We start from the raw sequence: 25,203 nt of genomic DNA on the forward strand, positions 1-25,203 counted from the left end.
GGGCCTCACTTCCCTACTTCGGATAGCACGTCTGGACGTAGTAGCCGGCTTTGTGCCCCTTGGCCCGGACCAGCTTGATGTAGAACTCGTTGCCGACGTCCTTCACGCTACCGTCCGGGTAATAGGCCTTGCCGAGGGAGTTCCTCGCCCCGAAGTGCCCCTCCCAGTCCAGGACCTGATCGGGTCCCCGAAGCCACCTGCGAATCTTGTTCGCGTTGTTGGCCAGCGCGTAGTCCACAACCTGCTGGGCGGTTTGCTCGTCGACGAAGAGGCTGTTCGGAGTGACGCGCCCGAGCTTCTCCGTTTTCGCCTCGGCCAGCTCCTTGGCCTCCTGCGGGGTCACGTGACCAGCCGTGTGCTCATCGAGCGTGTGGGCTTGTCCCGGGAATTTCTGCTGGTCGGCCACGAGGTCGTTGCAGTTGTGGACCAGGACCGCGCTGCTGCCGGCGACCGCGTAGAAGGTGTGCAGGCCGGACACGGTCAGGTCGTAGACCGTCCGGGGCGTGGCCTGGTGCCGGTCGAGCAGCGCGGCCACCGTGCGGACGGTTCCGTCCGGTCCGCGCAGGGTGTCTCCGTGTCGCAGGTCGGAGGCCAGGACCCAGCCGTGGCCGGTGACGTAGAACCGGTGTCCGGGTGTGCTGGTGAGGTGTCCGCCGTCAGTGAGGGCGACATCGACCAGGTCGACGGTGGTGTGGTGGAAGGTCCGGGTGACCGGCTCGCCCTGGGCGCGTCCCGTCGCCGGGTCGGTGGCCAGCAGAAGGTCGCCGATCCGCACGTTCCGCAGTGACTTGCGGCTGCCGTCGGCGAGGACCACCTGTGTGGTGCCGGGGAAGCTGTTGACACGGCAGGCCGTCCGCGCCTCCTCGTACACGTCCACCGACCGCTCGATGTCCGCCAGCGTCTCCGCGTCGACGTCCAGCGTCTTCAGGGCCTTCAGCGCGTCGGCGACTCCTTCCCCGGACCGCAGGGCGGTGTCCACGCCTCGGATCGCCTCGGCGATCTTCCCGAGCGGACCGCCGAGCGGAAGCCAGGTGGCGGCCCAGGCGCAGTCGGTGAGGCTGCCGTCTCCTTCACCGGTGAGCTTGTGGTAACAGCCGGTGAAGTCGCCCACGATCGACTTGGCGATGCCCGTCCAGAGCTGCACGGTCACGTCCCACGCGGACATCTTGACCTTCTTGGACAAGCCCTTGAACGTCAGTGTCTTGAGGAAGACCGTGTCCTCGGGCGGGCAGCCGGCCTGCGTGGCGGGGACATCCGGGTTGAGGCACAGGTAGTAGCTGACCACCGCGTCGAAGTGGGCGATGTACACCAGCGTGTTGCAGTTGAAGTTGTGGCACTCGTTGGGGAGTTGCTCCGGCTCCCCGTTCTGCCGGATCTCGTCGATGACGGAGAACACACCGCCGACACCGGTCGTCGCGCCCGTCTGGACCTGCTGGTTGGCCTTCTCGTGTTCGGCCTTGTCGGCCGCGTCCTGCGCCTCCTTGGCGTACTTGTCCGCGTCCTTCGCCGCCTGTTCCGCCTCGGTCGCGGCCGCGTCGGCGCGGTTGGCCGCGGCGCGGGCGTCCTTGGCGTCCTGTTCGGCCTGGGCCGCCGCGCTGCGGGCGGCGTCGGCGTCGAGTGCGGCGGCGTCGGCCGAGCTGCGCGCGTCCTTGGCGTAGCCGTCGGCGTTGTCGGCCGCGGTGCCGGCGGCCGCGGCGTCGGCGGCGGCCTGCTTGTCGTAGTCGATGGTGCGGGCTAGGGACGCTGAGGCGGCTGCCGCGGCCTTGGCGGCGTCGGCGGCGTAGCCGAGGGCCTGCTTGGCGTAGGTGCGGGCGTCGGCCGCGTACTGGGCGGCGTTGGCCGCGTGCTGGTAGGCCTCCTTGGCGTCTCCCTTCGCCTGGTCGGCGAGGTTCTTGGCGGCGTCGGCCTCGGCCTGGGCGTTCTTGGCGTGGGCGTCGGCGACGGCCTGCTGCTGGTCGGCGATGGACTTCGAGGCCTGTCCGGTCAGGACGACCAGGCCGGCGGCGGAGTCGGTGTCGGCGTAGCGGGAGCCGAGCTGGATCGCGTCGTTGGCGGGGGCGGCGACCTGCTCGGCCGCCTTGCCGGCGTCCGCGGCGGCCTGCGCGGTGACGTGGGCGTAGCCGGCGGCCTTCGCCGAGGCCGCGAGTGCCTTGCCGGCCTCCGTGTTCGCCTGGTCCGCCTGGGACTTGGCGTCCTTGGCGTGCTGCTCGGCCTCGTCGGCGAGCTTGACGGCCGCCTTCGCCTCGGTGGCTGCGTCCTGGGAGGCCTTGATGGCGTCGGCGGCGGCGCTGGTGGCGGTCTTCACCGCCGCGTCCGCCTTCACCTTGTCCGCCTGTGCGGCGTCGGCGTCGGAGTGGGCCCGCTTGGCGGCCGCCTCGGCGCGGGTCGCGGCGGCGTCGGCGTCGGCCGCCGCCTGGGTGGCGGCGTCCGCGTCCGCGCGGGCGTTCTTCGCGGCGGTCTCGGCGTCGTCGGCGGCCTTGTCCGCGTCGTTGGCGGCGGCGCGGGCTGCGTCGGCCGCGTCCCCGGAGTCGACCTTGTCGGCGTAGGCGTCCTTGGCGTCGGCCTTGGCGCGGGCCGCGTCCGCCTTCTGCTCGGCGTCCCAGGCGTCGTCCCGCATGGCCTTGGCGTGGTCGCTCGCCTTGACGGCCGCGTCCCGCTTCTCCCCGGCCGTCTTCTCGGCGGCGTCGGCCCTGTCCTTGGCGTCCTTGGCCCTGCCCGCCTGGTCCTCGGCGTTCTTCCGGTCCTGGGCGGCCTCGGCCTGCTTGGCCGCGGCCGTCTCCTTCTCCGCCTTGGCCGTCTTCTCCTCGGCCTCGGCGGCGAGCCGCTTGGCGTGGGCGTCGGCGGCGGCCGCCTTCGCGTCGCCCTCGGCCTTCACCGCGTCGGCGAGCCTGGCCTCCGCGGTCTCCTTGTCCTTCTTTGCGTTGTCGCGGTGGACCTTGGCGGCGTCCGCGGCGGCCTTGGCCTGGGCCTCCGCCGCCTCGGCGGCCTTCTTGCGGAACTCCGCCTTCGACTGCGCGGCCTGCGCCAGGGCGCGCTGGGCGATGGTCGCACTGTCACCGGCCGAGGCACGGGTGGCGGCCTCGGCGGTCTCACCGGCCTTCTCCATCGCCTGCAGCGCGGCCACCGCGCCCTTGGTGACCTGGTCCTTCTGCAGGCCGACCAGCAGACCACGCCCCCGCGGGGCGCCGTTGGCATCAGCGATGCCGTACGCCGCCTGCAGCGCGGTGTCGGAGTTGGTGGCTGCGGTCTGCGCGACACCCAACTGCTGCTTCAGGACGGCCAGCTGGCTCCTCGCGCCGGCCTGAGCGGCACCGAGGCCGGCCTTGGCCTTGTCGAACTGGGCCTTGTTCGGGTAGTCCAGCTTGTCGGTGCCGTCATGCCCCTGCGGGACGATGCGGATCTTCTGCGCGTCCGTGCCGTTGCACGTGTACAGCTGGGCGTCGTTGCCGTTGGTGAAGGTGTGCAGGTCCACGCACTTGTCGGTGGCCGCGTTGCGCAGCTCGCCGGCGGCGCGGAGATCGAACTGCCACTGCTGCGCCGGGCTGCCGTTGCACGACCAGAGCTGGATCTTCGTCCCGTTGGCGTTGTCGCCGCTCTTCACATCGAGGCACTTGCGCGCATTGGGGTTGTACAGGGCGTATCCGCCGTCGTAGGAGCCCCAGAACTTCCACTCCTGGGCGGCGCTGTTGTTGCAGGTGTAGATCTGCACGGCGGAGCCGTTGGCCGTCCCGGCACCCTGTACGTCCAGGCACTTGCCCTTGGCCGCCTCGACCCTCATCACCAGCGAGGCGTCGCCGACCCAGCCCATGCCACCCGGTGACCAGTAGTCCTGCCAGCGGGTGAGATGGTCGGCGATCCAGGAGTGCCCCAGCATCTCGCTCAGCGCCCTGGCACCCTTGGCCAGCGCGTCGACCGCGGACTTGTTCGCGCCCAGGATCTGGTTGCGCTGGACCGCCTGGGAGGAGATCTCCTGCTGCCACTCGTTCGTCGCGGTGGCGGTGACGTCGCCCAGCACGTTGTCCGGGTCGAGCGGGTCACGCCACCCGCACGTGGCGAAGCGGGACTTCACGTCCTCCACCGCGATGCGGTACTCCGGCGTGCCCGGCTGCGGGGCGGTGCGCGGGAAGCCGCCGGAGGAGAGGAAGATGCGCGCGTCGTCGGCGCCCGCGTGCCCGCCGGGGCCACGCATCCACTCAAAGGCCTGGTGCTCTTCGTACGCCCGGTTCCAGTCCGAGCTTCCCGCGTCGGGGTCCTTGCCGTAGAGCGGGTTGCCGATGGCGTCGACGGCCTTGAGGGTCTTGTCGTCTGCCGTCGGAGTGTCGTCGTTGTAGAAGTCGTCGTCGCTCTTCCAGAACCGGTCGGCGATCCACGCGCTCAGGCCGGTCTGTTCGTAGAAGGACTTCTGGCCGTCGCCGGGGCTGCCCGGCGGCCACTCGAACCCGGTTACGGTGAATCCACCGGGCGTCGCCAGGCCTTCGAGGGGCTTCTGCCACCCGTTGCGGAGAGCGTCGAGACCGTCCATCTCCTTGCTCGCCGCATCCCGGTCCTTCTGGTAGGCGACGGCCAGCGGCGTCTTCTGCCAGTACTCCCGGTTGGCCAGGACGTGCAGCTTGTCGGCGGGCTGGTTGAGGCCGTCCTGCGCGGTCGCGGCCATCGACGGCCCGCCCAGGCGCAGCACATCGGCCATCAGGCACTGGTCCTGCCGCAACTGCTCGGCGGCGGTGTCCTGGTACCAGGGCTCGGAGTCACTCGCCAAGGAGGTGTTCGGCCGGGACCAGCTCGGCTGGGCCGCGAGACCGGCGACGACCGCCAGGGCGGTGACGGCGGTGACGGCGGAGGCGAGTCGTCCCGGACTTCGTGACGCGGGCAGGCGGAACCATGGTCTGGGGTGCACAGACGCATCCCTTTCTTCGTTCATGGGAGTGCGCCGGGAGAACGGCCGAAGAACCCGAAGAGAAGGGAGCGGCAGCCGGAACGTGTGCGTGAGCGACGGTGTTCCCCCGGTCGCTGATCGACGCGCGTGGACACGGACTGGTCAGGTTCCGGTCAGGCGCGGCGATACCTTACGCATACACGGATCGGCTCGTATAGGCGTTCGCTTCGTGGGGGCGAAGGGTGCTGGCCTGAAAGTTACCGCCGGTCATCAGGTCGTCCGGTCGGCCCGCGAACCCGCACTTGTGGATGTTCTGTGTGTTTCCTGTGTGTGCCGCTCGGATGGCGGCCCGCCGTCGCCGCAAAAAGATGGCTGATTCTCGCCCCCTTGGCGGGCGCGACCCGTGAAAACACGAGGGCCCCCCGTCGGCGGCCTGCGGATGAGTGATCCGCAGGCCGCCCGGGAGGCCCTCGTTCGCCGGTCGGCCAGGCTCACACGTCCCGGCTCTGCAGGAGCGCGTAGGCGCCGGCGTACGCGGCGGCCGTCAGGCCCAGCATGATCCACAGCGGGTCCCAGCCGGTCGGGCCGGAACCGCTCAGGGTGTTGTCGTAGAAGACGCCCAGCTGGCTGGGGATGGAGTACTTGAACAGCCACTCCCGTACGTCGGCCAGCGAGGACGTGGCCATGAACAGCGCGATGACCAGCGGCGCGAGCACCGCGCCGATCATGATCGTGATGCCGCCCGCGGAGTGCCGGACGATCGAGCCGATGAGCAGCGAGAGCAGCCCGAGCAGCGCGATGTAGAGGCTGACGCCGACGGTGCCCTTCAACCACTCGGAACCGGAGGGCGTGCGGACGCTGGTGCCGCTCAGCATGGACGTCTGGACCATGGCCACGAACGCGGATGTGGCCAGCGTGACGACGAAGGCGACGAGGAAGAACACGATCGACTTGGCGGCGAGCACCCGGCCCCGGCTCGGGCACGCCGTCATCGTCGTACGGACCATGCCGGTGCCGTACTCCGAGGCCGTGGTCAGCACGCCGAGCGTGATGACGCACATGAGGCCGAGGAGCAGTCCGAAGAACCCGAAGGAGAGCGGGTTCGTGCTTTCCAGGTTCGACGAGTCGGCGTGGGCCTTGACCAGCGCTCCGGTCATCAGGCCGATGCCGATGACCAGGGCCACGAACACGCCCAGCGTCCACATCGTCGAGCGCACCGACTTGATCTTCGTCCACTCCGAGGCCAGCGCGTGCCCGAGGTGGGTGCGCACGACCGGGATCGGCGAGGTGTAACCGGGGAACGGACCGCCGGGCGCCGCCTGCCAGTCGGGCGCGGCGGCGGGGGCCTGCGGCATCGGGGGCTGGGGGGTGCTCATCGGGCGTCCTCGGGCTTGGTCAGGTCGGCGGGGGCGGGGGCGGCGGCCGGAGCGGGGGCCGGGGGAGCGGCGGCGGGTGCCTGCTGCGGCGCGGGCGGGGCCGGGGTGGCGGGCTGCGCCTGCGGCTGCTCAGCGGCGGGCTGCGCCTGCGGCGTCAGGATCGCCGTCCGGTCCTGCGGGGCTTGCTGGGGCGACTGCGCCTGCTGGGCCGGCTGCGCGTACGGGTTGGGGGCGCCGGCGTCCGGAGTGCCGGGCGCGCCGTACGCGCCCGCCGGAGCGCCGCCGTACGGCCCCGCGGGCGCCTGCGGCATCGAGAACGGCTGCCCGCCCTGCTGAGGCGGCGGCGGGGCGTACCAGCCGGGCTGGCCCTGGCCGGGCACCGGCATGGGCGGCTGGGCGCCGGGCGGCAGCGGCTGCTGCAGGCCCGTCTTCTGGTCGATGGTCGAGCGGTAGTCCACGGCGCCCTGCGTCATCCGCATGTACGCCTCCTCCAGCGACGCCTGGTGCGGCGACAGCTCCCACAGCCGTACGCCCGCCTCGTGCGCGAGGTCGCTGATCCGGGGCAGCGGCAGCCCGGTCACGCGCAGCGCGCCGTCCTGCTCGGGCAGCACATGGCCGCCCGCCTCGGCGAGCGCGGTGCCGAGCTTCTCGCGCAGCTGGGGCTCGGTGTCGGGGGTGCGCACCCGCGCGAAGTCGGCGGAGTTGGCCGAGATGAAGTCCTTCACGCTCATGTCGGCGAGCAGCTGGCCGCGTCCGATGACGATGAGGTGGTCGGCGGTCAGCGCCATCTCGCTCATGAGGTGCGAGGAGACGAAGACCGTACGGCCCTCGGCGGCGAGCGCCTTCATCAGGTTGCGGACCCAGAGGATGCCCTCGGGGTCGAGGCCGTTGACCGGCTCGTCGAACAGCAGCACCTGCGGGTCGCCGAGCAGCGCGGCGGCGATGCCGAGGCGCTGGCCCATGCCGAGCGAGAAGCCCTTGGAGCGCTTCTTCGCCACATCCTGCAGGCCGACCACCCCGAGCACCTCGTCCACGCGCCGGGCGGGGATGCCGGACAGCTGGGCGAGGCTCAGCAGGTGGTTGCGGGCGGACCGGCCGCCGTGCACGGCCTTGGCGTCGAGCAGTGCGCCTACCTGGCGGGGGGCGTTGGGCAGCCTGCGGTACGGGTGGCCGCCGATCGTCACCGATCCGGCCGTCGGGTTGTCCAGCCCGAGGATCATCCGCATCGTCGTGGACTTGCCCGAGCCGTTGGGCCCGAGGAAGCCGGTGACGGCTCCTGGCCGCACCTGGAAGGAAAGGTTGTACACGGCGGTCTTGTCGCCGTAGCGCTTGGTCAGGCCGACAGCCTCGATCATGCTCCGCACCCATCGAAAGGTTCAGGACAGCGGGGCACACGCCCCCGTAAGGGTTAGGAGGATATCGAGCGGCTGACGGTTCCGCCCAAAAGAAAGCAAAGCCAGAGCACTACGGTGGGTGTGTGCGACGGCTACTGAGCGTCCCTGCGTCTGAGGAGGACGTACCCGCCCACGAGCACCGCGATCACCCACAGTGACATGATGCCGAGTCCGCCCCAGGGCCCGTACGGAGCCTCGTCGCCGAGCCTCGGCACCACCCGCAGGATCCGGCTGCCCGCCTGGTCCGGCAGGAACCGGCCGATCTTCTTCGTGGCGTCCACGTTTCCGAGGATGTTGGAGACCAGGAAGAAGAACGGCATCAGGATCCCGAGCGACAGCATCGGCGAGCGCAGCATCGCGGCGACGCCCATGGAGAACACCGCGATCAGCGCCATGTACAGCCCGCCGCCGAGCACCGCGCGCAGCACGCCCGGATCGCCGAGCCGCGCCCCGTGCGGGCCGAGCATCGCCTGGCCGAGGAAGAACGCGGCGAAGCTCGTGACCATGCCGACCGCCAGCGCCAGCGCGGTGGCCACCGCGATCTTGCCGAACAGGAAGGTGCCGCGCCGCGGCACGGCGGCCAGCGAGACCCGGATCATGCCGGTGCTGTACTCGTTCGAGACGACCAGCACGCCGAACACGATCAGGGCGAGCTGGCCCAGGGTCATGCCCGCGAAGGACACGAAGACCGGATCGAACGACAGCCGTTGCCGTGCCGGCATCGAGTCGAACTGCCTCCGCGTCAGCCCCGAGAGGAGCATGCCCAGGGCGACGGTGACGACCACGGCCAGCGACAGTGTCCACACCGTGGACGCCACCGACCGGATCTTGGTCCACTCGGAGCGGATCACCCGCACGGCCGTCATCCCTCCGCCCCCTTCCAGCCGGCGCCCCAGCTCTGCGCGACGGGATCGGGGCCGGCATGCGCGTGATACTCCACCGCCTCGGCCGTCAGCCGCATGAACGCCTCCTCCAGCGAGGCCTGCCGCGGGCTCAGCTCGTGCAGCACGATCCCGTACCGCGCCGCCAGCTCACCGATCCGCCCGGCCTTGTCGCCCTCCACCTCCAGCGCGCCCGCACCCGCCTCCACGACGGTGGTCCCGTCCGCGTGCAGCACATCGAGCAGCCGCTCGCGCTGCGGCGACCGGATCCGCACGTACGACCGGGAGTTCTGCCGGATGAAGTCGGCCATGGAGGTGTCCGCGAGCAGCCGCCCCTGCCCGATGACCACCAGGTGATCGGCGGTCAGCGCCATCTCGCTCATCAGATGGCTCGACACGAACACCGTGCGGCCCTGCGCGGCCAGCGATTTCATCAGGGTCCGGATCCAGTGGATGCCCTCCGGGTCCAGCCCGTTGACCGGCTCGTCGAACATCAGGATCCGCGGGTCCCCGAGCAGCGCCGCGGCGATGCCCAGCCGCTGGCCCATGCCCAGCGAGAACCCCTTGGCCTTCTTCCGCGCCACCGCGGTGAGCCCGACGGTGTCCAGCACCTCGGCCACCCGGCGCCCGGGGATCCCGTTGCTCTGCGCGAGGCACAGCAGATGGTGGTAGGCGCTGCGCCCGCCGTGCACGGCCTTGGCGTCCAGCAGCGCGCCGATGTACGTCAGCGGGTCCTTGAGCTGCCGGTAGTGCCTGCCGTCGATGCGGACACCACCGGCGGTGGGGTGATCGAGTCCGAGGATCATCCGCATGGTCGTGGACTTCCCGGCTCCGTTGGGCCCGAGGAACCCGGTGACGATGCCGGGTCTGACGGTGAAGGTGAGGCCGTCGACCGCCACCTTGTCGCCGTACCGCTTGGTCAGGCCCTCCAGCTCGATCATGCGGCCACGCTAAAACGGGGCGAAGCCCCCTGCCACTTGAGGACAGGGGGCTTCAAAAGCGGGCCCCAAGGGGCGCGGGGAACTGCGCGACCAGCCACAACGGACCCGCAGATGCCCCGCGACCCGCGCTTACCGGGTCTGCTGCGCCGGCACCCCACGAGAAATGGGCTCGTCGTCAGTCGTCGTACCGGCGGCAGCCACAGCCGCACCGGTCAGCGTCGCCAGCATCTCCCGCACGTTCGTCAGCTGGGCGTTGATGCTGTCGCGGCGGTTGGTCAGCGCGGCGAGCTCGCGCTCGGATTCCGAACGGATGCGGTCGGCCTTGGCGTTGGCGTCCGCCACGATGTCCTCGGCCTGGCGCTGGGCCGTCTCCACCGTCTGGCGGGCGCGGCGCTCGGCGTCCGTGCGCAGCTTCTCCGCCTCCAGGCGCAGCTGCTCGGCGCGGTGCTCGATCTCCGCCAGGCGCTTCTCGGCCTTCTGCTGACGCGAGGCCAGGTCGCGCTCGGACTGCTCGCGGCGCTTGGCGAGGTTCGTCTCGAAGTCCGCGGCGGCCTGCGCGGCCTTGGCGCGGGTCTCCTCGAAGAGGGCGTCCGCCTCCTCGCGCTTGGACTGCGCGTCCTTCTGCGCCTCGGCACGCAGCTGGGCCGCGTCGGCCTTGGCCTTCTCGACGATCCGGACGCCCTCGTCCTCGGCCTTGTTCTTGCGCTCCGCGGCGTAGGACTCGGCGTCGTTGCGGACCTGCTGGGCAGCCGACTCGGCGAGGTCACGGTGCTGTTCGGCCGCCCGCCGGGCCTCCTCACGCAGCTCCTTGGCCTCTTCCTCGGCCAGCCGCAGGATCTTCTCGACCCGCGCGCCGAGGCCCGCGTACGACGGCTCGGCATCGGTGACCTGCGCCTGGGCGTTCTGCGTTTCGAGGTGCAGCTCCTCGATGCGCTTCTCCAGGGCGGTGATGCGGGAGAGGGCGCTGTCACGGTCGGAGACGAGCTTGGAGATACGTTCGTCCACCTGAGCGCGGTCGTACCCACGCCGCACAAGCTCGAAGCCGTAGGGGGAAGTGTCGCTCATGGGGTTCCTGTCCAATGAGACCGGTGAGGTGATAGGGGAATCCTAGGGGCCGAAGCGGTGTGTCATCGAGCGGATACGTGTTTGATCTGGAGAATGACACCTCTTTCGGGTGGCTGACCGTCAGAGTGCTTGCCAACGAGTCGGGCAAAGCCCCCAGAAGACACCGGAACGCACCTCTCGCGCTACCCGTCTGACGATTTGCCACCCGATCGGGGGGCACCGATCGTCGCACCGGCCTTGACTCCGCCCTCCTTGCCGGACGCCGGCGCCTCGAAGGACTCCAGTGCCTCCAGGACGTCCTGCACCCGGGAGATCTCGGCGTTGATGTCCTCGCGGCGGCGCACCAGGATCTCCAGCTCGCGCTTGCCCTCCTCGACCGTGCGCCGCGCCTCGCGGATCGCCTCGGCCTTCAGCTCCTCGGCCTCCTTGATGAGGCTGGCCTTCTTCTGCTCGGCCTCCTTGAGCAGCCCCTCCGCCTTCTTGACGGCGGCGATACGCACCTTGCCCGCCTCGGAGCTCGCCTCCGAGACCAGCTCCTTGGCCTTCGCCTCCGCCTTGGCCAGCTGCTCCTCGGCCGCCTGGATGAGCGCGTCGCAGCGGTCGCCGGTGGACTTCATCGTCTCGGCGGCCTCGCGCCGGGCCCGCTCGTGCAGCTCCTCGATCTCGGTGGTGATCCGCTCGCGCAGCTCCTCCGCGCGCTCCCGGATGGCGGTGGCGTCCCGGCGGGCACCGACCAGCAGCTCGTCGGCGTCCGTACGGGCCTTCTCCACCCGGGTGTTGCCCTCGACGGTCGCCTCGGCGACGATCCGCTCGGCCTCGCTGCGGGCCGCGCCGACCATCGTGTCGGCCTGCGACTCCGCGTCCGCGGTGGTCTTCAGCGCCTGCTGCTGCGCCTCGGCGAGCAGCTTGTCCGCCTCGGCCGTGGTCTCGGTGATGAGCGTGTCGACCTGCTCGGCCGCCTCCGAACGCCGCTTGTTGGCCTCCTTGCGGGCCTCGTCCAGGGTCCGCTCGGCCTCCTCGCGGGCGGAGCCGACGAGCCGCTCGGCCGTGTCCTCCGCGTCCGCCTTGAGCTGTTCGGCCTCCGCCCGCACCCGCTCGGCGTGCGCCTGCGCGGAACCGACGGTCTCGGCGGCCTCGGCGCGCAGCCGCTCGGCTTCGTCGGTCGCCTCCCCGACGAGCTGCTCGGCCTTCGCCAACGCCTCCGCGCGCACCCGGTCCGCCTCGGCCAGGGCCTCGGTGCGCAGCCGCTCGGCCTCGGCCGCGGTCTCCGTCTGCAACCGCTCGGCCTCGGTCAGCGCCTCCGTGCGCACCCGGTCGGCCTCCGCGACGGTCTCCGTCTGGAGCCGCTCGGCCTCGTTGCGCGCCTCGCTGATGAGGGTGTCCGCCTGGGTCGCCGCGTCCGACCGGATCCGGTTGGCGTCCTCGCGGGCGTCCGCGCGGGTGCGCGCCGCCGCCTGGTCCGCCTCGGCGAGCGCGTCCGAGGCCTCGGTGCGCACCCGCTGGGCGTAGTCGGACGCGTCCGAGCGCAGCCGCTCGGCCTCCGCCATCGCCTCCGCGACCGTACGCTCGGCCAGCGCCTTCGCGGCCTCCGACTCCTCGTTCGCCTCGCGACGCACCCGACGGGCGTCGTCGCTCGCCCGCTCCCGCTCGGCGTAGGCGTCGGCGCGCAGCCGGTCCGCCTCCTCCTCGGCCTCCCGCCTCGTACGGTCCGCCGCGTGCTCGGCGGCCGAGCGCAGCCCGGTGATCTCCTCCTGCGCCTGCTCGTGCAGCCCGGCGACGGAGTCCCGTACCTGCTGGGCGTGGAGCTCGGCGGCGGAGACCATCTCGGTGGCGCGCCGCTCGGCCTCCTCCACCAGCCGGGTCGCCTCGGCCTGCGCCTCCTCGACCCGCTTGCGGGCGGAGGCCAGCAGTTCCTCGCTCTGCTCGCGGGCGCGCCGGCGCTCCTCGTCGGCCTCCTCGCGGGCCGCGCCGAGGGTCTCCTCGGCCTTGCGGCGGCGCCGGTCGGCCTCCTCCTGGGCGGCGGCCAGCGTCTCGGACGCCTCGGCGCCGAGCCGCTCGGCGGCGGCCTGCGCCTCGGCGCGCACCCGGTCCGCGGTGTCCTGGGCCTCCGCCTTGAGCCGCTCGGCCTCGGCGGCGGCCTCGGAGCGCAGCCGTACGGCGACGGCCTCGCCCTCGGCGCGGGAGGCGGACGCGTCGGACGCGGCCTCGTCGCGCAGCCGGTCCGCCTCGGCCTCGGCCTGCTGCTGGAGCGTACGGATCCGCTCGGCCGACTCCGTGCGCAGCCGCTCCGCCTCCTCGGCGGCCTCGCGGCGGATCCGGGCGGCTTCCTCGCGGGCCTCGGCCAGCGCCTGCTCGGCGGAGGCGAGCCGCTCCTGCGCCTCCGTCTGAAGGCGGGTCAGCTCCTCGGCGGCCTCGGTGCGGCGCGCCTCGATGATCCGCTCGGTCTCCTCGCGCAGCTCGCGCGCGGCGGTCTCGGCGTCCGTCCGGACCGTCTCGGCCTGCTCGTCGGCCTCGGCGCGCAGCCGCTCGGCCTCCTTGCGGGCCCGGTCCAGGGTCTCCTCGGCCTGCCGGCGCAGGCTGGTGGCCCGCTCGATGGCCTCGGTGCGGACCTTCTCGCTGTCGCCGGTCGCGGTCTGCCGCAGCTCGTCGGCGTCCGCCTTGGCCTTGGCGAGCAGCTCTTCGGCGGACCTGGCCGCCTCCTCGATCTGGGCGACCGCCTCCCGGCGGGCCTCCGCGCGGATCGATTCGCCCTCGGCGACCGCGTCGGCGCGCAGCTGCTCGGCCTCGCCGCGCAGCCGGCGGGCCTCCTCCTGCAGCTCGACCGTCTTGGCGCGGTACTCCTTGGTGTCGTCCTTCGCCGCGCCCTTGAGCTGCTCGGCGATGTCATGCGCCTCGGCGCGCAGCCGGTCCGCCTCGGCCTCGGCCTCCGTGCGGATCCGCTCGGCCTCCTCGGCGGCGGCCTTGGTGGTGTTCCTGGCCTCCTCCGCCGCCTTGTTGAGGACGTCCTCGGCGGTCCTGGCGGCCTTGGACAGCTGGGTCGCGCTCTCCTCGGCGGTGACCGCACGGGCCTTCTCGGCGGCCTCGGCGACGATCTTCTCGGCCTCGGCGCGGGCGTCGGCGACCAGCTGCTCGGCCTCGGACCGGGTGTTCTCGGCCTCCTTGGTGGCCTCCTCGACCAGCCGGGCGACCTGCTCCTTCGCGGTGCGCGTGCGGGCCTCGCCCGCGGCCTCGGCGCTCGCGAGTGCCTTGGCGGCGGCTTCCTTCGCCTCCGTCTGCAGCTTCTCGGCCTCGGCCTGCGCCTTGCGCAGCGCCTCCTCGGCCGCCGTCATCCGCTCCTCGGCGGCCCGGCTCAGCTCGGCGGCCTGCCGGCGCGCGGCGTCCGACTCGGTGACGGTGGTGGTGCGCAGCTGCTCGGCGTGCTCGGTGGCCTCCTGCGCCTGCGCGGAGGCGGCGTTCAGCAGCCGTTCGGCGTCGGTGCGGGCGCGGCGCAGGAGCTGCTCGGCCTCCGCGCGGGCCGCCTCGGCGTCGGCCTGCAGCCGCTCCCGGGCCTCCCTCGTCAGCCGCTCGGCCTCCGCGCGGGCGGCGGCCATCGCCTGCTCGGCCTCGGCGCGGGACTCGTCGAGGAGCCGGCGGGCCTGAGCCTCCGTCCGGGCGCGCAGCTGCTCCGCCCAGGCCACGTTCTCGTTGACGTGCGACTCGACGGTGGCGCGGCGCTCGGCCAGCTCCTGGTCGAGCTGCTGGCGCCGGGTCACCGCCTCCTGGTGCAGCTCCGCCTGGAGCCGGGCGGCCTGCTCGGCGTGCTCCTGCAGGATCCGCTGGGTCTGCGCGCGGGCCTCCGCGGCCATCCGCTCGGCTTCCTGGCGCAGCTGGTCGGCCTGCATCTGGGCATTACGGAGCAACTGCTCGGCCTGATAGCCGATGTCCCCGCCGTCGAAGGCGGGCCGGGTCATCAGGGTGCGGCGCGCCTCGTGCAGCTTGGCGCGCAGCACCTCGACCTGGTAGCCGAGGTCCTCGGCGTGCTGGATCGCCTTCTCCCGCTCGGTCCTCAGCCGTTTCATCTCGGCCTCGAACCGAGAGAGGTGGTCGACGTCAGCCGCCGGCTCTCGCTCCTGGCTCTCGTAGCCCCGCACTGCGCGGTCCCATCCGTCCCCTGGTCAGCTTCTCCAACGAGCCTCGTCCTCCGCCGAACGGGGCCCCCGGGGAATGGTGTCAGATCAACGGCGGAGCACGGGCTGCTGCCCCGACGCTCGTCCCCCGAAACCCGGACCCCGGCATGCGGTCGTCCCGGTTGAAGGGACGACCGCCCCCAACCCTACCGGCCCTTATGTACGGGGGTCAGTGCTCGGGCGACTCAACAGGGGCCGAAGTGACCAGTTCTGTGAGGACTCCGTGGCAGTCCTTGGGGTGCAGGAAGGTGATCCGCGAGCCCATGGAGCCGCGCCGGGGCTCGTCGTAGAGCACGCGCACGCCCTTGCCGCGGATGCCGGCGGCGTCCCCGTCGACGTCCGCCGTGCCGAAGGCGATGTGGTGGACGCCCTCCCCGTTCTTCGCGAGCCACTTGGCGACGGTGGAGTCCTCGCGGGTGGGCTCCAGCAGCTGCAGGTAGGAGGCGCCGCCGTCCGAGGTCTCGTTGATCTTGAGCATGGCCTCGCGCACGCCCTGCTCCTCGTTGACCTCGGTGTGGAACACCTCGAAGCCGTACGTGGCCCTGTAGAACTCGACGGTCGCGTCGAGGTCGTGGCAGGCGATCCCGATGTGGTCGATTCGCGTCAGCATGGATTCAGTGCAGCGCTCCTCGCTTGGTTACGCAACGTGCGCGCGATCACACCGTAAGGCCGGTGACGCCGTGCTCTACCGCTCAGTACATTCGAAGTAAACCCTCGTTCACTCCTCGGCTGTGCAGGCCGGTAAGGGGATCGCAGCTCATGCCTTCTGGAACGACCAGCTCGGTCATCGTCGCGGGCGCGCGTACGCCCATGGGACGACTGCTGGGCTCCCTCAAGTCCTTCTCCGGCGCCGACCTGGGCGGCTTCGCGATCAAGGCCGCCCTCGACCGTGCGGGGATCGGTGGCGACCAGGTGCAGTACGTGATCATGGGCCAGGTGCTGCAGGCCGGCGCCGGCCAGATCCCGGCCCGGCAGGCGGCCGTGAAGGCCGGCATCCCGATGAACGTCCCGGCGCTCACCATCAACAAGGTGTGTCTGTCCGGCCTGGACGCCATCGCGCTCGCCGACCAGCTGATCCGCGCCGGCGAGTTCGACATCGTCGTGGCCGGCGGCCAGGAGTCCATGACCAACGCCCCGCACCTGCTGCCGAAGTCCCGCGAGGGCTTCAAGTACGGCGCGGTCCAGATGCTCGACGCAATGGCCTACGACGGCCTGACCGACCCGTGGGAGAACATCCCCATGGGCGAGTCCACCGAGAAGCACAACACCCGCCTCGGCATCGGCCGCGCCGAGCAGGACGAGATCGCCGCCCTGTCCCACCAGCGGGCCGCCGCCGCGCAGAAGAACGGCCTGTTCGAGGCCGAGATCACCCCGGTGGAGATCCCGCAGCGCAAGGGCGACCCGGTGCTGTTCAGCAAGGACGAGGGCATCCGCGGCGACACCACCGCCGAGTCGCTGGCCAAGCTCCGCCCGGCCTTCTCCCGCGAGGGCACGATCACCGCGGGCACCTCCTCGCAGATCTCCGACGGTGCGGCGGCCGTGGTCGTGATGAGCAAGGCCAAGGCCGAGGAGCTGGGCCTGGACTGGCTCGCGGAGATCGGCGCGCACGGCAACGTGGCCGGCCCGGACAACAGCCTCCAGTCCCAGCCGTCCAACGCCATCCGGCACGCGCTGAAGAAGGAGGGCCTGGAGGTCTCCGACCTCGACCTCATCGAGATCAACGAGGCCTTCGCCGCCGTCGCCGTGCAGTCAATGAAGGACCTCGGCGTGTCCACCGAAAAGGTGAACGTGAACGGTGGTGCGATCGCCCTGGGTCACCCGATCGGCATGTCCGGCGCCCGGCTCGTGCTCCACTTGGCGCTTGAGCTCAAGCGCCGCGGCGGCGGGGTCGGCGCGGCCGCGCTGTGCGGTGGCGGCGGCCAGGGTGACGCGCTCGTCGTGCGGGTACCGAAGGCCTGAGTTCCCCCCTACGTAGCTGACGGTACGTCGCTGAACCGAACGGAGCTGTGTGATGCAGGACGTCTCCTCTCTGGTGGCCCAGGCCAGGGAAGGCCGGCCGCGGGCCGTGGCCCGGCTGATCTCCCTCGTGGAGGGGGCGTCCCCGCAGCTCAGGGAGGTCATGGCGGCGCTGGCCCCGCTGACCGGCAACGCGTATGTGGTGGGCCTGACGGGGTCGCCCGGCGTGGGCAAGTCCACCTCCACCTCCGCCCTCGTCACGGCCTACCGCAAGCAGGGCAAACGGGTCGGCGTCCTGGCCGTCGACCCGTCCTCGCCGTTCTCGGGCGGCGCCCTGCTCGGCGACCGCGTCCGCATGTCGGAGCACGCCTCCGACCCCGGCGTCTACATCCGCTCCATGGCCACCCGGGGACACCTGGGCGGCCTCGCCTGGGCGGCCCCCCAGGCGATCCGCGTCCTCGACGCGGCCGGCTGCGACGTGATCCTGGTCGAGACGGTCGGCGTCGGCCAGTCGGAGGTCGAGATCGCCTCCCAGGCGGACACGAGCGTGGTGCTGCTGGCCCCCGGCATGGGCGACGGCATCCAGGCGGCCAAGGCGGGCATCCTGGAGATCGGCGACGTGTACGTCGTCAACAAGGCGGACCGGGACGGCGCCGACGCCACCGCCCGCGAGCTGAACCACATGCTGGGCCTCGGCGAGTCCCGCGGCCCCGGCGACTGGCGCCCGCCGATCGTGAAGACGGTCGCGGCCCGCGCCGAGGGCGTCGACGAGGTCGTCGAAGCCCTGGAGAAGCACCGCGCCTGGATGGAGGAGCGCGGCGTGCTCGCCGAGCGCCGCAGGGCGCGGGCGGCCCGCGAGGTGGAGACCATCGCCGTCACCGCGCTGCGCGAACGCATCGGCGACCTGCACGGCGACCGCCGCCTCAGCGCACTCGCGGAGCGCATCGTCGCGGGCGACCTGGACCCGTACCGCGCGGCGGACGAACTGGTCGCGGGCCTGACGGAGAGCTGAGGCTCGCCGATCCGCCGATCATGTTGCTAGGTTGACCGGCATGTTCCTCTTCATGGCGTAGAGCGCGCATCGGACCGCGGGGCCGGACGTACGGCCACCGCGTCCCCCGGTGTCCCCTCTTCCGCCTCGCACAGAGGAACCCCAGCGTGTCCACGCACCCTTCGCGGCCTTCCTATGCCGCAGTTCTGCGCATCCCCCACGCGCGCCGCACCTTTGCCGCCGTCCTGCTCGCCAGGCTGTCGTACGGCGTCGTTCCGTTGTCCCTGATGCTCGCCGTGACCCGGGCGTTCGGGTCGTATGCGATGGCGGGCACCTTCATGGCGCTGTTCTCCGCCACCAGCGTCTTTCTGTCGCCCGCCCGGGCGGCGCTCATAGACCGCCACGGGCCGCGGCGTGTGCTCGCCCCGATGGCCGGGGCCTGCACCGGGCTGCTCGGGCTGCTGACGGTGACCGTCTGGCGTCCGGGCGCCGTCCCGCCGCTCGTCGTGGGGGCCGTGACGGCCGCCGCCGGGGCCTGTACTCCGCCGCTCGGGCCCACCATGCGGGCCGTGTGGGGGCGGCTCGCCCCGGACCGGGCGCTGCTGCAGCGCGCCTACAGCCTCGACGCCGTCGCCGAGGAACTGCTGTTCGTGTCGGGGCCGTTGCTGGTCGGGGTGCTCGTCGGGTTCGCTCCGCCGGGGGCGGGTGTGCTCGCCGGGGCGGTGCTGATGGCGGCGGGCACGGCGGGGTTCCTGTCGTCTCCCGCGGTGCGTGTGGTGCCGCCGGGCGGGCGCGAGCGGGACCGGCGTCCGGCCGGGCGGCGGGTGCTGCGCGGGCTGGGGCGGCCGGTGGTCGCCGCCGCCGGGGTCGGTCTCGCGCTGGGCGTGACCGAGCTGCTGGTGGTCGCCTTCGCGGAGGAGCACGGCAGCGGGGGCGGCGCGGGCTGGGTGCTCGCCGCCCTGTCCGCCGGAAGCGCCGTCGGCGGGCTGCTGAACGGTGCCGTCTCCTGGCGGTCCGGCGCAGGGACACGACTGCCCCTGCAGGCGGCCGGGCTGGGGCTGGTGCTGTGCGCCGCCGGGCTGGTGCACGGGGTGGGCACGCTCGCCCTGGCGGTGGCGTCCGCCGGGCTCTTCGTGTCCCCGCTGATCACCACCGCGTACCTCATCGCCGACGAGACCGCGCCGCCCGAGGCCCGGGTCCGGGCCGGCGCCTGGGTCAACACGGCCCTCAACGCCGGCGGTACGGCGGGTGCCGCGGTCGCCGGCGTGCTGGTCGGATGGCTGCCACCGGGGCCGTGCTTCGCGGTGACCGGCGCGGTGATGCTCCTGACCGCGCCGGCCGTGGCCCGGCGCGGGGCTCGCACGAGGGGCGCGGAACACCCCGCGGCCCCGCTGTGACGAGCCCCGGCCACCAGGGGGTGTCGGCGGACGGGGCGGTTTCGCAGCCCCGTCCGCCCCGTCGCGCAGGTGCCGGACGTCCGCGGTTACGGACGTCCGCGCTGACCGCGCAGATGCTCCGCGATCGGCTTGAGCGCCTTGTCCAGCTCTATCAGCGCCTCCGGTGACAGCAGATCGATGAAGTGCCGCCGCACGGACGCCACATGGTGCGGCGCCACCTTCCTCATCGTCTCCATGCCGTGCTCGGTCAGCACGGCGTACAGTCCCCGCCGGTCGGACTCGCAGTTCTCGCGGCGCACGAGGTTCGCGTTCTCCATCCGCGTGATCTGGTGCGAGAGCCGGCTCTTGGACTGGAGGGTCGCGGAGGCGAGGTCACTCATCCGCATCCGGAAGTCCTCCGACTCGGACAGATTGACGAGGATCTCGTAGTCGTTCATCGTCAGGCCGAACGGCTGCAGATCCTTCTCCAGCTGGTACGTCAACAGCCTGTTGACCTCCAGGTGGGTGCGCCAGGCGCACTGCTCCGCATCGGTCAGCCAGCGCGTGGCCGTCTCGGTCTCCATGAATGAAGTCTACCTAAGAAGTTGAATGGCGAACTACTTCGGATGGTGTGACAGTGCGCACGCGTTCGACGTCACACTCCGCAGACTACCGCTCACAGCCCGAAGCGACGCTGGAGGTCCCCCAGCTGTCCGGGAAGGCGCGGTGCACCCGAGGGTTGCGGACCGTGTCCACCCGGTGCCGCTCCGCCACCCCCGGGCACCCCCGGTTCGGACGGAACGACCCCCGTTCCCGCCTCGCCCATGAGGGTCTCCGTCGACTGCAGCAGGACCGTCCCGGCGCCCACGAACTCGAACTGGTGCTCCTCCCCGGAAACCCCGCCGAGGCCCGTCATTGCACGTAGACCGCCCAGTACGCCCGTCAGATACCCGTGGTCGTAGTGATGGCACGGTGACGGGCAGTCGGCCCACCCGACGAGCGCCTGCGGGTCGACCCGGATCGGAGGTTCCATGAACACCACCGGACCGTTAGATGCGGCCACAAACCTGCCGGTTCCGATAAGGGTCAGAAAACCCGGCACGATCGATTGTTTGAGCGCGAGACTTGGCTGAAAAGCGAGCAGGTTGCCCGCGCGAATGGTCAAGTTCCCGTCGTCCAGGTCGTAGGAGTTGACGTCGAAGGCCCGGTCGGCCAGCAGCATCTTCCCCGAGCCCTCCGCCACGACCCAGTCGCTCGCGTGCAGTGGCGAATGGAACGAGGTACGGACGAGCCGGTCGAGCCGGCCGTGCCCGACGCCGTTGAACTCGATCGCCCCGTAGTAGGCGATCATCTTTCCCTTCTGCAGGAACCACTGGGCGCTCTTGAGCTCGACGCAGAACGTGTACGCGTTCACGTTGTCGTCGGCGGGCAGCGTCACCGGGTCGTACACCACCGGCCCGGCGCCCGGAGTTCCGTGGGTGCTCACAGCTTCTCCTCCGAGGCCTGGACGTAGACCGTGCCGTTGCCGCTCAGCTCCAGCTGGAAGGCCTCGCCGGAGCCGCGTCCCACCATCTCGCGCCAGCCGAGCGCGCTGGACAGCCGGTTGCGGACCTCGCCGTGGTGGGCGACGTAGGCCTGCGGGTCGACATGGACCGGGTGCTGCGGGGTGATCGGGATCTCGAAGACGCCGCCGTGCGCCATCACGGCGACCGAGCCCTGGCCCTGCAGGGTGGTGGTGAACAGGCCCTGGCCGGTGACCTGGCCCCGGACCAGACCCATCACCCCGCCCTGCGAGCCCATGAACATCGTCCCCTGCCGGAGCGTGCCCTCGAAGGCGAGCAGCCGGTCGGCCTCCACATAGAGGGTGTCGCCGGTGAGGTGGATGACATGGACGTGGTGGCCGCCGTGCCCGAAGAACACCGTGCCGCTGCCCTCCACCGTCATCAGCGGGGTCGCCTCGCCCGTCACCCGGCGTCCGATCATGGACATCAGCCCGCCCTGGCCGCCCTGGAGGTTCGGCGTGAAGGACACGTCCCCCCGGTACGCGAGCATCGCGCCGCGCTGACTGAACAGCCGCTGCCCCGGCAGTACGGTCGCCTCGACCATCTTGGAGTTGATCTCCCGGAACGCCATGGCTACAGATCCCCCGCGATCGTGTTCCGCTCGCTCGGCTGCACGTAGACCAGTCCGTCACCCTCGAAGCGGATCTGGAAGGCCTCGCCGCCGCCCTCCCCGAAGAACGTGCGGAACGTCACGCCGGACTGGAAGGACTGCCGGACGCTGCCCTGATGGGCGATGTACGCGCCCGGGTCGACGATCAGCGGGTACTGCGGGGCGACCCGGAGCACCACCGCCGGCCCGTCGGACATGATCGCGGCCTGTCCGTGCCCCTCGACGGTCGTCGTGAACAGTCCGTTGCCCTGCGAGGCGCCGCGCAGCCCGGTGAACGTCGTGCCCGTGCGCAGCCCCGCGTCGGTCGCGAGCAGGTTGCTCGACTCCACGTAGAGCTTGTCCCCCTGGAGGCTCACCAGGTTGATCTCCGAGGCCCGGTCCGCGAACCAGCAGGTGCCGTGGCCCCGCACCTCCATCACCGTCATCTGCTCGCCGGTGAGCCGCCGCGTCACCATGCCGCGCAGCCCTTCCCCGCCACCGGTCAGCTTCTTGAAGCTCATCTGTCCGTCGTACGCGACCATCGAGCCGTTCTTCGCCTTCACGGCGTCCCCGGTCATGTCGACGGCGAGCACCTTGCTTCCTTGCAGTCGGAACGTCGCCACGCAGTGAACGTAGCGGCGGCACGGGTGGACGGAACAGGTCCTGTGGGTGGACACCGACCCTGAGCACACCCCTACGGGCATCGTTTGCCACAATGGCGGGACGTTTGTGCTTCCGTTCACAAATCGGATCACGAAGCGATCGCGCCGTCAGCGACTCTCCCACCGAAGGTGACCCGTGGACCTCAAGACAGCCTCCGCCATCCGCCGCCTCCGACTGATCTCCGTGCCGGAGGGCATTTCCTGGATCATCCTCGCGGCCTGCACCGTCATCAAGTACACGGTCGACAGCGGCTTCGACGTGGCGCCGGTGCTGGGCCCGATCCACGGCGTGCTGTTCGTTCTCTACGTGGTCTTCTGGGCGGACGCCTGGAACCGGACCAAGTGGGCCAAGGGCAAGGCCGGCCTCTACTTCGCGTACTCCGTCATTCCCGGCGGCGGCTTCATCATCGAGCGCGCGCTGCGCCGCGAGGCCGAGGACGCCGTCATCGCCGCCCGTGCCCGCAAGGAAGGAATCGTGAACGCATGATCGTCGCCTTCTCCGTGACGCCCCTCGGCGTCGGCGAGGACGTGGGGGAGTACGTCGCCGACGCCGTCCGCGTGGTCCGCGAGTCGGGCCTGCCCCACCGCACCGACGCGATGTTCACGTCCGTCGAGGGCGAGTGGGACGAGGTCATGGACGTCGTGAAGCGGGCGGTCGCCGCTGTGGAGGCGCGGGCGCCGCGCGTCTCCCTCGTCCTCAAGGCCGACATCCGCCCGGGCGTGAGCGATGGACTCACCTCCAAGGTGGAGACGGTCGAGCGCCATCTGGCCCAGGGGCCGGGCGCCCGGTGAGCGGGGCGTGAGTTCACGTCTCGCCACGTGAGTCGTCGTTCCTTCCGCAGCCGCCGCAGGTGTCCGAGGACGAGCGGGCACGCATCGTGCCGGCTCGCGGACGGGCTGAGCGATGCCGCGGTGGCCGCGCGGCCGGAGCCCGACGGCGCAGCGTGCCGGTGGCGGACCGGATTCCTGCGGGACCGGCTGGGCGGCCTGTCCGACGAGCCGCGTCCCGGCGTGCCCCGCCCCCTCACCGACGCTCAGGCCGAGGACCGGGCCGGGCCGTCGGCAGGGTCCGTCAGAAGGACCCCAGTGCCATGCCCAGCGGCGTACGTTCGTACAGGACCTGGTGGCCGTAGCGGCGGGCCGTGAGCAGGCCCGCGGCGCGCAGCACCGTCAGGTGGGACGACACCGACGACGGGGCCAGCCGCAGCCGGTGGGCCAGGGCCGAGGTGGTCGCCGGTTCGTCCAGGGCGGACAGGACCGCCGCCCTGTTGCGGCCCAGCAGCCGTACCAGCGCGTCCGGGGTGCCGGCACCCGGCTCGGTCCACAGGCCGGCGATGCCGCGGGCCGGATAGACCAGCGTCGGTTGCCACGGGGGCTCGAAACCCGTGATCACGTCGGGCCACGAGAACACGCTCGGCATCAGCACCAGGCCCTGGCCGGCGAGGTCGCGGGTGTGCTCGGTGTGCAGCGCGAGCGTCAGCGTACGGCCGTCCCAGGACAGCCGGCCGTCGAGTTCCGGCAGCAGCGTGCCGAGCCCCACCTCGGCCAGCCGCCGCGAGTGGAAGGCCACGTCCGCCTCCAGCAGCGCCCGCAGCCGGGGCCAGTCCGGCGCGATCAGCGCCCGCCACGCCTCCTCCATGGCGTCCGCCAGTTCCTGGACCATCCGTGCCGGGTCCGCGAGCCAGGCCCGCGCCCGGGGCGACCGGAGCGCGCCCGGGGTGCAGGCCAGCGACTGGGCGGTGTCCTCGCGGGCCGCCTCCGGGTCGGACGCCCGGACGGCCGCGATCTCCTCCTCGAACGTGGCCGCCGGTCCGATCGGCGGTGCGCCGAGCCAGTCCGGTGAGTGGCCGCGCCGGGGCATCAGCAGCCACAGCGGAGCCAGGTCGAGCCCGGCCGCCGCGTCCCTGATCCGGCGCAGCCAGGGCGCCTGATAGGCATGCCGGTCGGGCCGGCTGAGGGTGCGCACCGCCTCCTGCGTCTCCCACAGGGGCGAGATCGCGAACCGGCAGCGCAGGAAGTCGTCGTCGCCGAAGTGCAGACGGGAGGGCACGGGCCACCTCCGGGGGAAGATTCGGCCGGAGCCGAAACTCTACGGCTGCCGGCCCCTCTCCCGGCACGCTGCCCGGCATGTCCGCACCACCGCGGGTCACCCCCGCGTCCGCCGGCTACCGCCGTGTCTTCGCCGTGCCCGAGTTCCGGGCCGTCTTCGCCGCCCATGTGCTGTCCATGCTCGGCGTGATCGTCAGCGAGATCGCGTTGTCCCTCCTCGTCTACGACCTCACCCGTTCGCCCCTGCTCAGCGCGCTCACCTTCGCGCTGGGCTTCCTGCCGTACGCCGTCGGCGGCACCCTCCTCGCACCCGTCGCCGACCGCTTCCCGGCCCGGCGCGTGCTCGTCACCTGCGACCTGGTGTGCGCCGGCTGCGTGGCCCTGATGACCGCCCCGGGCGCCGGTATCGGCCCGCTCCTCGCGCTGCGCTGCGCCCTGGCCGTCGTCTCGCCGGTGTTCGCCGGCACCCGCATGGCCACGCTGGCCGACGTCCTCGGCGACGGCGAGCTGTTCGTGCTCGGCCGCTCGCTGCTGCGGATCGTCGCCCAGAGCACCCTGCTCGTCGGCTACGGCCTCGGCGGTCTGCTGCTCACCGCCGTCAGCCCGCGCCACGCCCTGCTGATCACGGTGGGCACCTTCCTCGCGTCCGCCGCCCTGCTGCGCTGCGGCACCCGGCCCCGCCCCGCCCGCACGCGTCGGGGCACCGGCACCCCGCCGGGCGTGGACGCGCTGTTCGCCGACCGCCGGGTGCGCGTCCTGCTGCTCCTGTTCTGGATGCCGGCGGCGTTCTCGGTCGTCCCCGAGGCGCTGGCGGCGCCGTACGCGGACGAGCTGGGCAGCAGTTCCGCGGGCCTGGGACTGCTGATGTGCGCCCTGCCCGTCGGCACGGTGGCCGGCGAACTGTTCGCCGGGGCCAGGCTCGGACCCGTGGCCCGCGAACGCGTCGCGCTCCCCCTGCTGTGTCCGACCCTGCTGCCGTACCTCGGCTTCGCCCTGCGGCCCGGGCTCACCGCCTCGCTGCTGCTCCTGCTGCTGTCCGGGGCCGGCTCGGCGTACACCCTGGGCCTGGACCAGTGGTTCGTCCGGGCCGTGCCGCAGGAGCTGCGGGGACGGGCCATGACCGTGCTGAGCGCCGGGCTGATGACCGCGCAGGGCGTCGGCATGGCGCTGGCCGGGGTGGCGGCGCAGGTGGCGGGGGTGCGTACGGCGGTGGCGGGGGCCGGTGCGGCGGGCGTCCTGTGCTGCTGCGGCCTCGCCGTCGCGGCCCGGGCGACCGAAAGCCGAGACGGTGCTGCCCGGCATATGACCGACGGGTAGGGTCT

Annotated in this window: 19 protein-coding genes; 6 read left to right on the plus strand and 13 right to left on the minus strand. The window is 72.0% G+C overall.

The features are described 5' to 3' along the window. Positions 1 to 13: 13 nt before the first annotated feature. The 8 genes from ABT171_RS33420 to mce all read right to left on the minus strand — a co-directional run bounded on the left by ABT171_RS33420 (position 14) and on the right by mce (position 15,306). On the minus strand, positions 14 to 4,894 hold the full coding sequence (locus ABT171_RS33420; RefSeq protein WP_351250141.1) for an RICIN domain-containing protein: 4,881 nt from the start codon (positions 4,892 to 4,894) through the stop codon (positions 14 to 16). Between the two features lie 470 nt (positions 4,895 to 5,364). Beyond that, the gene (locus tag ABT171_RS33425) at positions 5,365 to 6,249 is read right to left on the minus strand and encodes an ABC-2 transporter permease (RefSeq protein ID WP_351250142.1); all 885 of its coding nucleotides are present in this window, start codon (positions 6,247 to 6,249) and stop codon (positions 5,365 to 5,367) included. After that, positions 6,246 to 7,604: an ABC transporter ATP-binding protein gene (locus ABT171_RS33430; RefSeq protein ID WP_351250143.1), complete on the minus strand. Its 1,359-nt coding sequence runs from the start codon at positions 7,602 to 7,604 to the stop codon at positions 6,246 to 6,248. The genes ABT171_RS33425 and ABT171_RS33430 overlap by 4 nt, the downstream gene beginning before the upstream one ends. A 131-nt stretch (positions 7,605 to 7,735) precedes the next feature. Continuing rightward, positions 7,736 to 8,509 carry an ABC transporter permease gene (locus ABT171_RS33435; RefSeq protein ID WP_351250144.1) on the minus strand — a complete coding sequence of 258 codons (774 nt, stop codon included), beginning with the start codon at positions 8,507 to 8,509 and terminating at the stop codon, positions 7,736 to 7,738. Next, positions 8,506 to 9,465, minus strand: a complete 960-nt coding sequence (locus tag ABT171_RS33440) for an ABC transporter ATP-binding protein (protein WP_351250145.1) — start codon at positions 9,463 to 9,465, stop codon at positions 8,506 to 8,508. Before ABT171_RS33440 ends, ABT171_RS33435 begins: the two co-directional genes overlap by 4 nt. A gap of 129 nt (positions 9,466 to 9,594) precedes the next feature. Continuing rightward, positions 9,595 to 10,530: a coiled-coil domain-containing protein gene (locus tag ABT171_RS33445; RefSeq protein WP_351250146.1), complete on the minus strand. Its 936-nt coding sequence runs from the start codon at positions 10,528 to 10,530 to the stop codon at positions 9,595 to 9,597. Between the two features lie 182 nt (positions 10,531 to 10,712). Continuing rightward, positions 10,713 to 14,660, minus strand: a complete 3,948-nt coding sequence (gene scy, locus ABT171_RS33450) for a polarized growth protein Scy (RefSeq protein WP_351250147.1) — start codon at positions 14,658 to 14,660, stop codon at positions 10,713 to 10,715. Positions 14,661 to 14,865: 205 nt separating this feature from the next. Continuing rightward, positions 14,866 to 15,306 carry a methylmalonyl-CoA epimerase gene (mce, locus tag ABT171_RS33455; RefSeq protein ID WP_351250148.1) on the minus strand — a complete coding sequence of 147 codons (441 nt, stop codon included), beginning with the start codon at positions 15,304 to 15,306 and terminating at the stop codon, positions 14,866 to 14,868. Positions 15,307 to 15,455: 149 nt separating this feature from the next. Here mce and ABT171_RS33460 point away from each other — a divergent pair, with 149 nt between their 5' ends. The 3 genes from ABT171_RS33460 to ABT171_RS33470 all read left to right on the plus strand — a co-directional run bounded on the left by ABT171_RS33460 (position 15,456) and on the right by ABT171_RS33470 (position 19,040). After that, entirely contained in the window at positions 15,456 to 16,655 is a 1,200-nt protein-coding gene (locus ABT171_RS33460) for an acetyl-CoA C-acetyltransferase (protein WP_351250149.1), read from the plus strand. 52 nt (positions 16,656 to 16,707) lie between these two features. After that, positions 16,708 to 17,664, plus strand: a complete 957-nt coding sequence (gene meaB, locus ABT171_RS33465) for a methylmalonyl Co-A mutase-associated GTPase MeaB (protein WP_351250150.1) — start codon at positions 16,708 to 16,710, stop codon at positions 17,662 to 17,664. A 146-nt stretch (positions 17,665 to 17,810) separates the two neighbouring features. Beyond that, the gene (locus tag ABT171_RS33470; RefSeq protein WP_351250151.1) at positions 17,811 to 19,040 is read left to right on the plus strand and encodes an MFS transporter; all 1,230 of its coding nucleotides are present in this window, start codon (positions 17,811 to 17,813) and stop codon (positions 19,038 to 19,040) included. An 86-nt stretch (positions 19,041 to 19,126) separates the two neighbouring features. On the opposite strand, the gene ABT171_RS33475 is transcribed toward ABT171_RS33470, so the two are convergent. From ABT171_RS33475 to ABT171_RS33490, 4 genes are all read right to left on the minus strand, one after another. Then, positions 19,127 to 19,603 (minus strand): MarR family winged helix-turn-helix transcriptional regulator, encoded by a 477-nt coding sequence (locus ABT171_RS33475; RefSeq protein WP_351250152.1) that lies wholly within the window; start codon positions 19,601 to 19,603, stop codon positions 19,127 to 19,129. Between the two features lie 92 nt (positions 19,604 to 19,695). Next, positions 19,696 to 20,505: an AIM24 family protein gene (locus tag ABT171_RS33480; protein WP_351250153.1), complete on the minus strand. Its 810-nt coding sequence runs from the start codon at positions 20,503 to 20,505 to the stop codon at positions 19,696 to 19,698. Further along, a complete protein-coding gene (locus ABT171_RS33485; RefSeq protein ID WP_351250154.1) occupies positions 20,502 to 21,152 on the minus strand; it encodes an AIM24 family protein in 651 nt (216 codons plus the stop codon). The genes ABT171_RS33480 and ABT171_RS33485 overlap by 4 nt, the downstream gene beginning before the upstream one ends. 2 nt (positions 21,153 to 21,154) lie before the next feature. Next, on the minus strand, positions 21,155 to 21,793 hold the full coding sequence (locus tag ABT171_RS33490) for an AIM24 family protein (RefSeq protein WP_351250155.1): 639 nt from the start codon (positions 21,791 to 21,793) through the stop codon (positions 21,155 to 21,157). Between the two features lie 175 nt (positions 21,794 to 21,968). On the opposite strand from ABT171_RS33490, the gene ABT171_RS33495 reads away from it, so the two are divergent. Next, a complete protein-coding gene (locus ABT171_RS33495; protein ID WP_351250156.1) occupies positions 21,969 to 22,319 on the plus strand; it encodes a DUF3817 domain-containing protein in 351 nt (116 codons plus the stop codon). Beyond that, a complete protein-coding gene (locus tag ABT171_RS33500) occupies positions 22,316 to 22,624 on the plus strand; it encodes an MTH1187 family thiamine-binding protein (protein WP_351250157.1) in 309 nt (102 codons plus the stop codon). The genes ABT171_RS33495 and ABT171_RS33500 overlap by 4 nt, the downstream gene beginning before the upstream one ends. Before the next feature lie 280 nt (positions 22,625 to 22,904). Here the strand turns inward: ABT171_RS33500 and ABT171_RS33505 are convergent, their stop codons facing one another. Next, positions 22,905 to 23,882 (minus strand): ArsR/SmtB family transcription factor, encoded by a 978-nt coding sequence (locus tag ABT171_RS33505; RefSeq protein ID WP_351250158.1) that lies wholly within the window; start codon positions 23,880 to 23,882, stop codon positions 22,905 to 22,907. Between the two features lie 77 nt (positions 23,883 to 23,959). Here ABT171_RS33505 and ABT171_RS33510 point away from each other — a divergent pair, with 77 nt between their 5' ends. Continuing rightward, entirely contained in the window at positions 23,960 to 25,198 is a 1,239-nt protein-coding gene (locus tag ABT171_RS33510; protein ID WP_351250159.1) for an MFS transporter, read from the plus strand. Positions 25,199 to 25,203: the final 5 nt, after the last annotated feature.

It is taken from the genome of Streptomyces sp. NPDC001851 (genome assembly GCF_040297165.1).
Classification (GTDB): Bacteria; Actinomycetota; Actinomycetes; order Streptomycetales; family Streptomycetaceae; genus Streptomyces.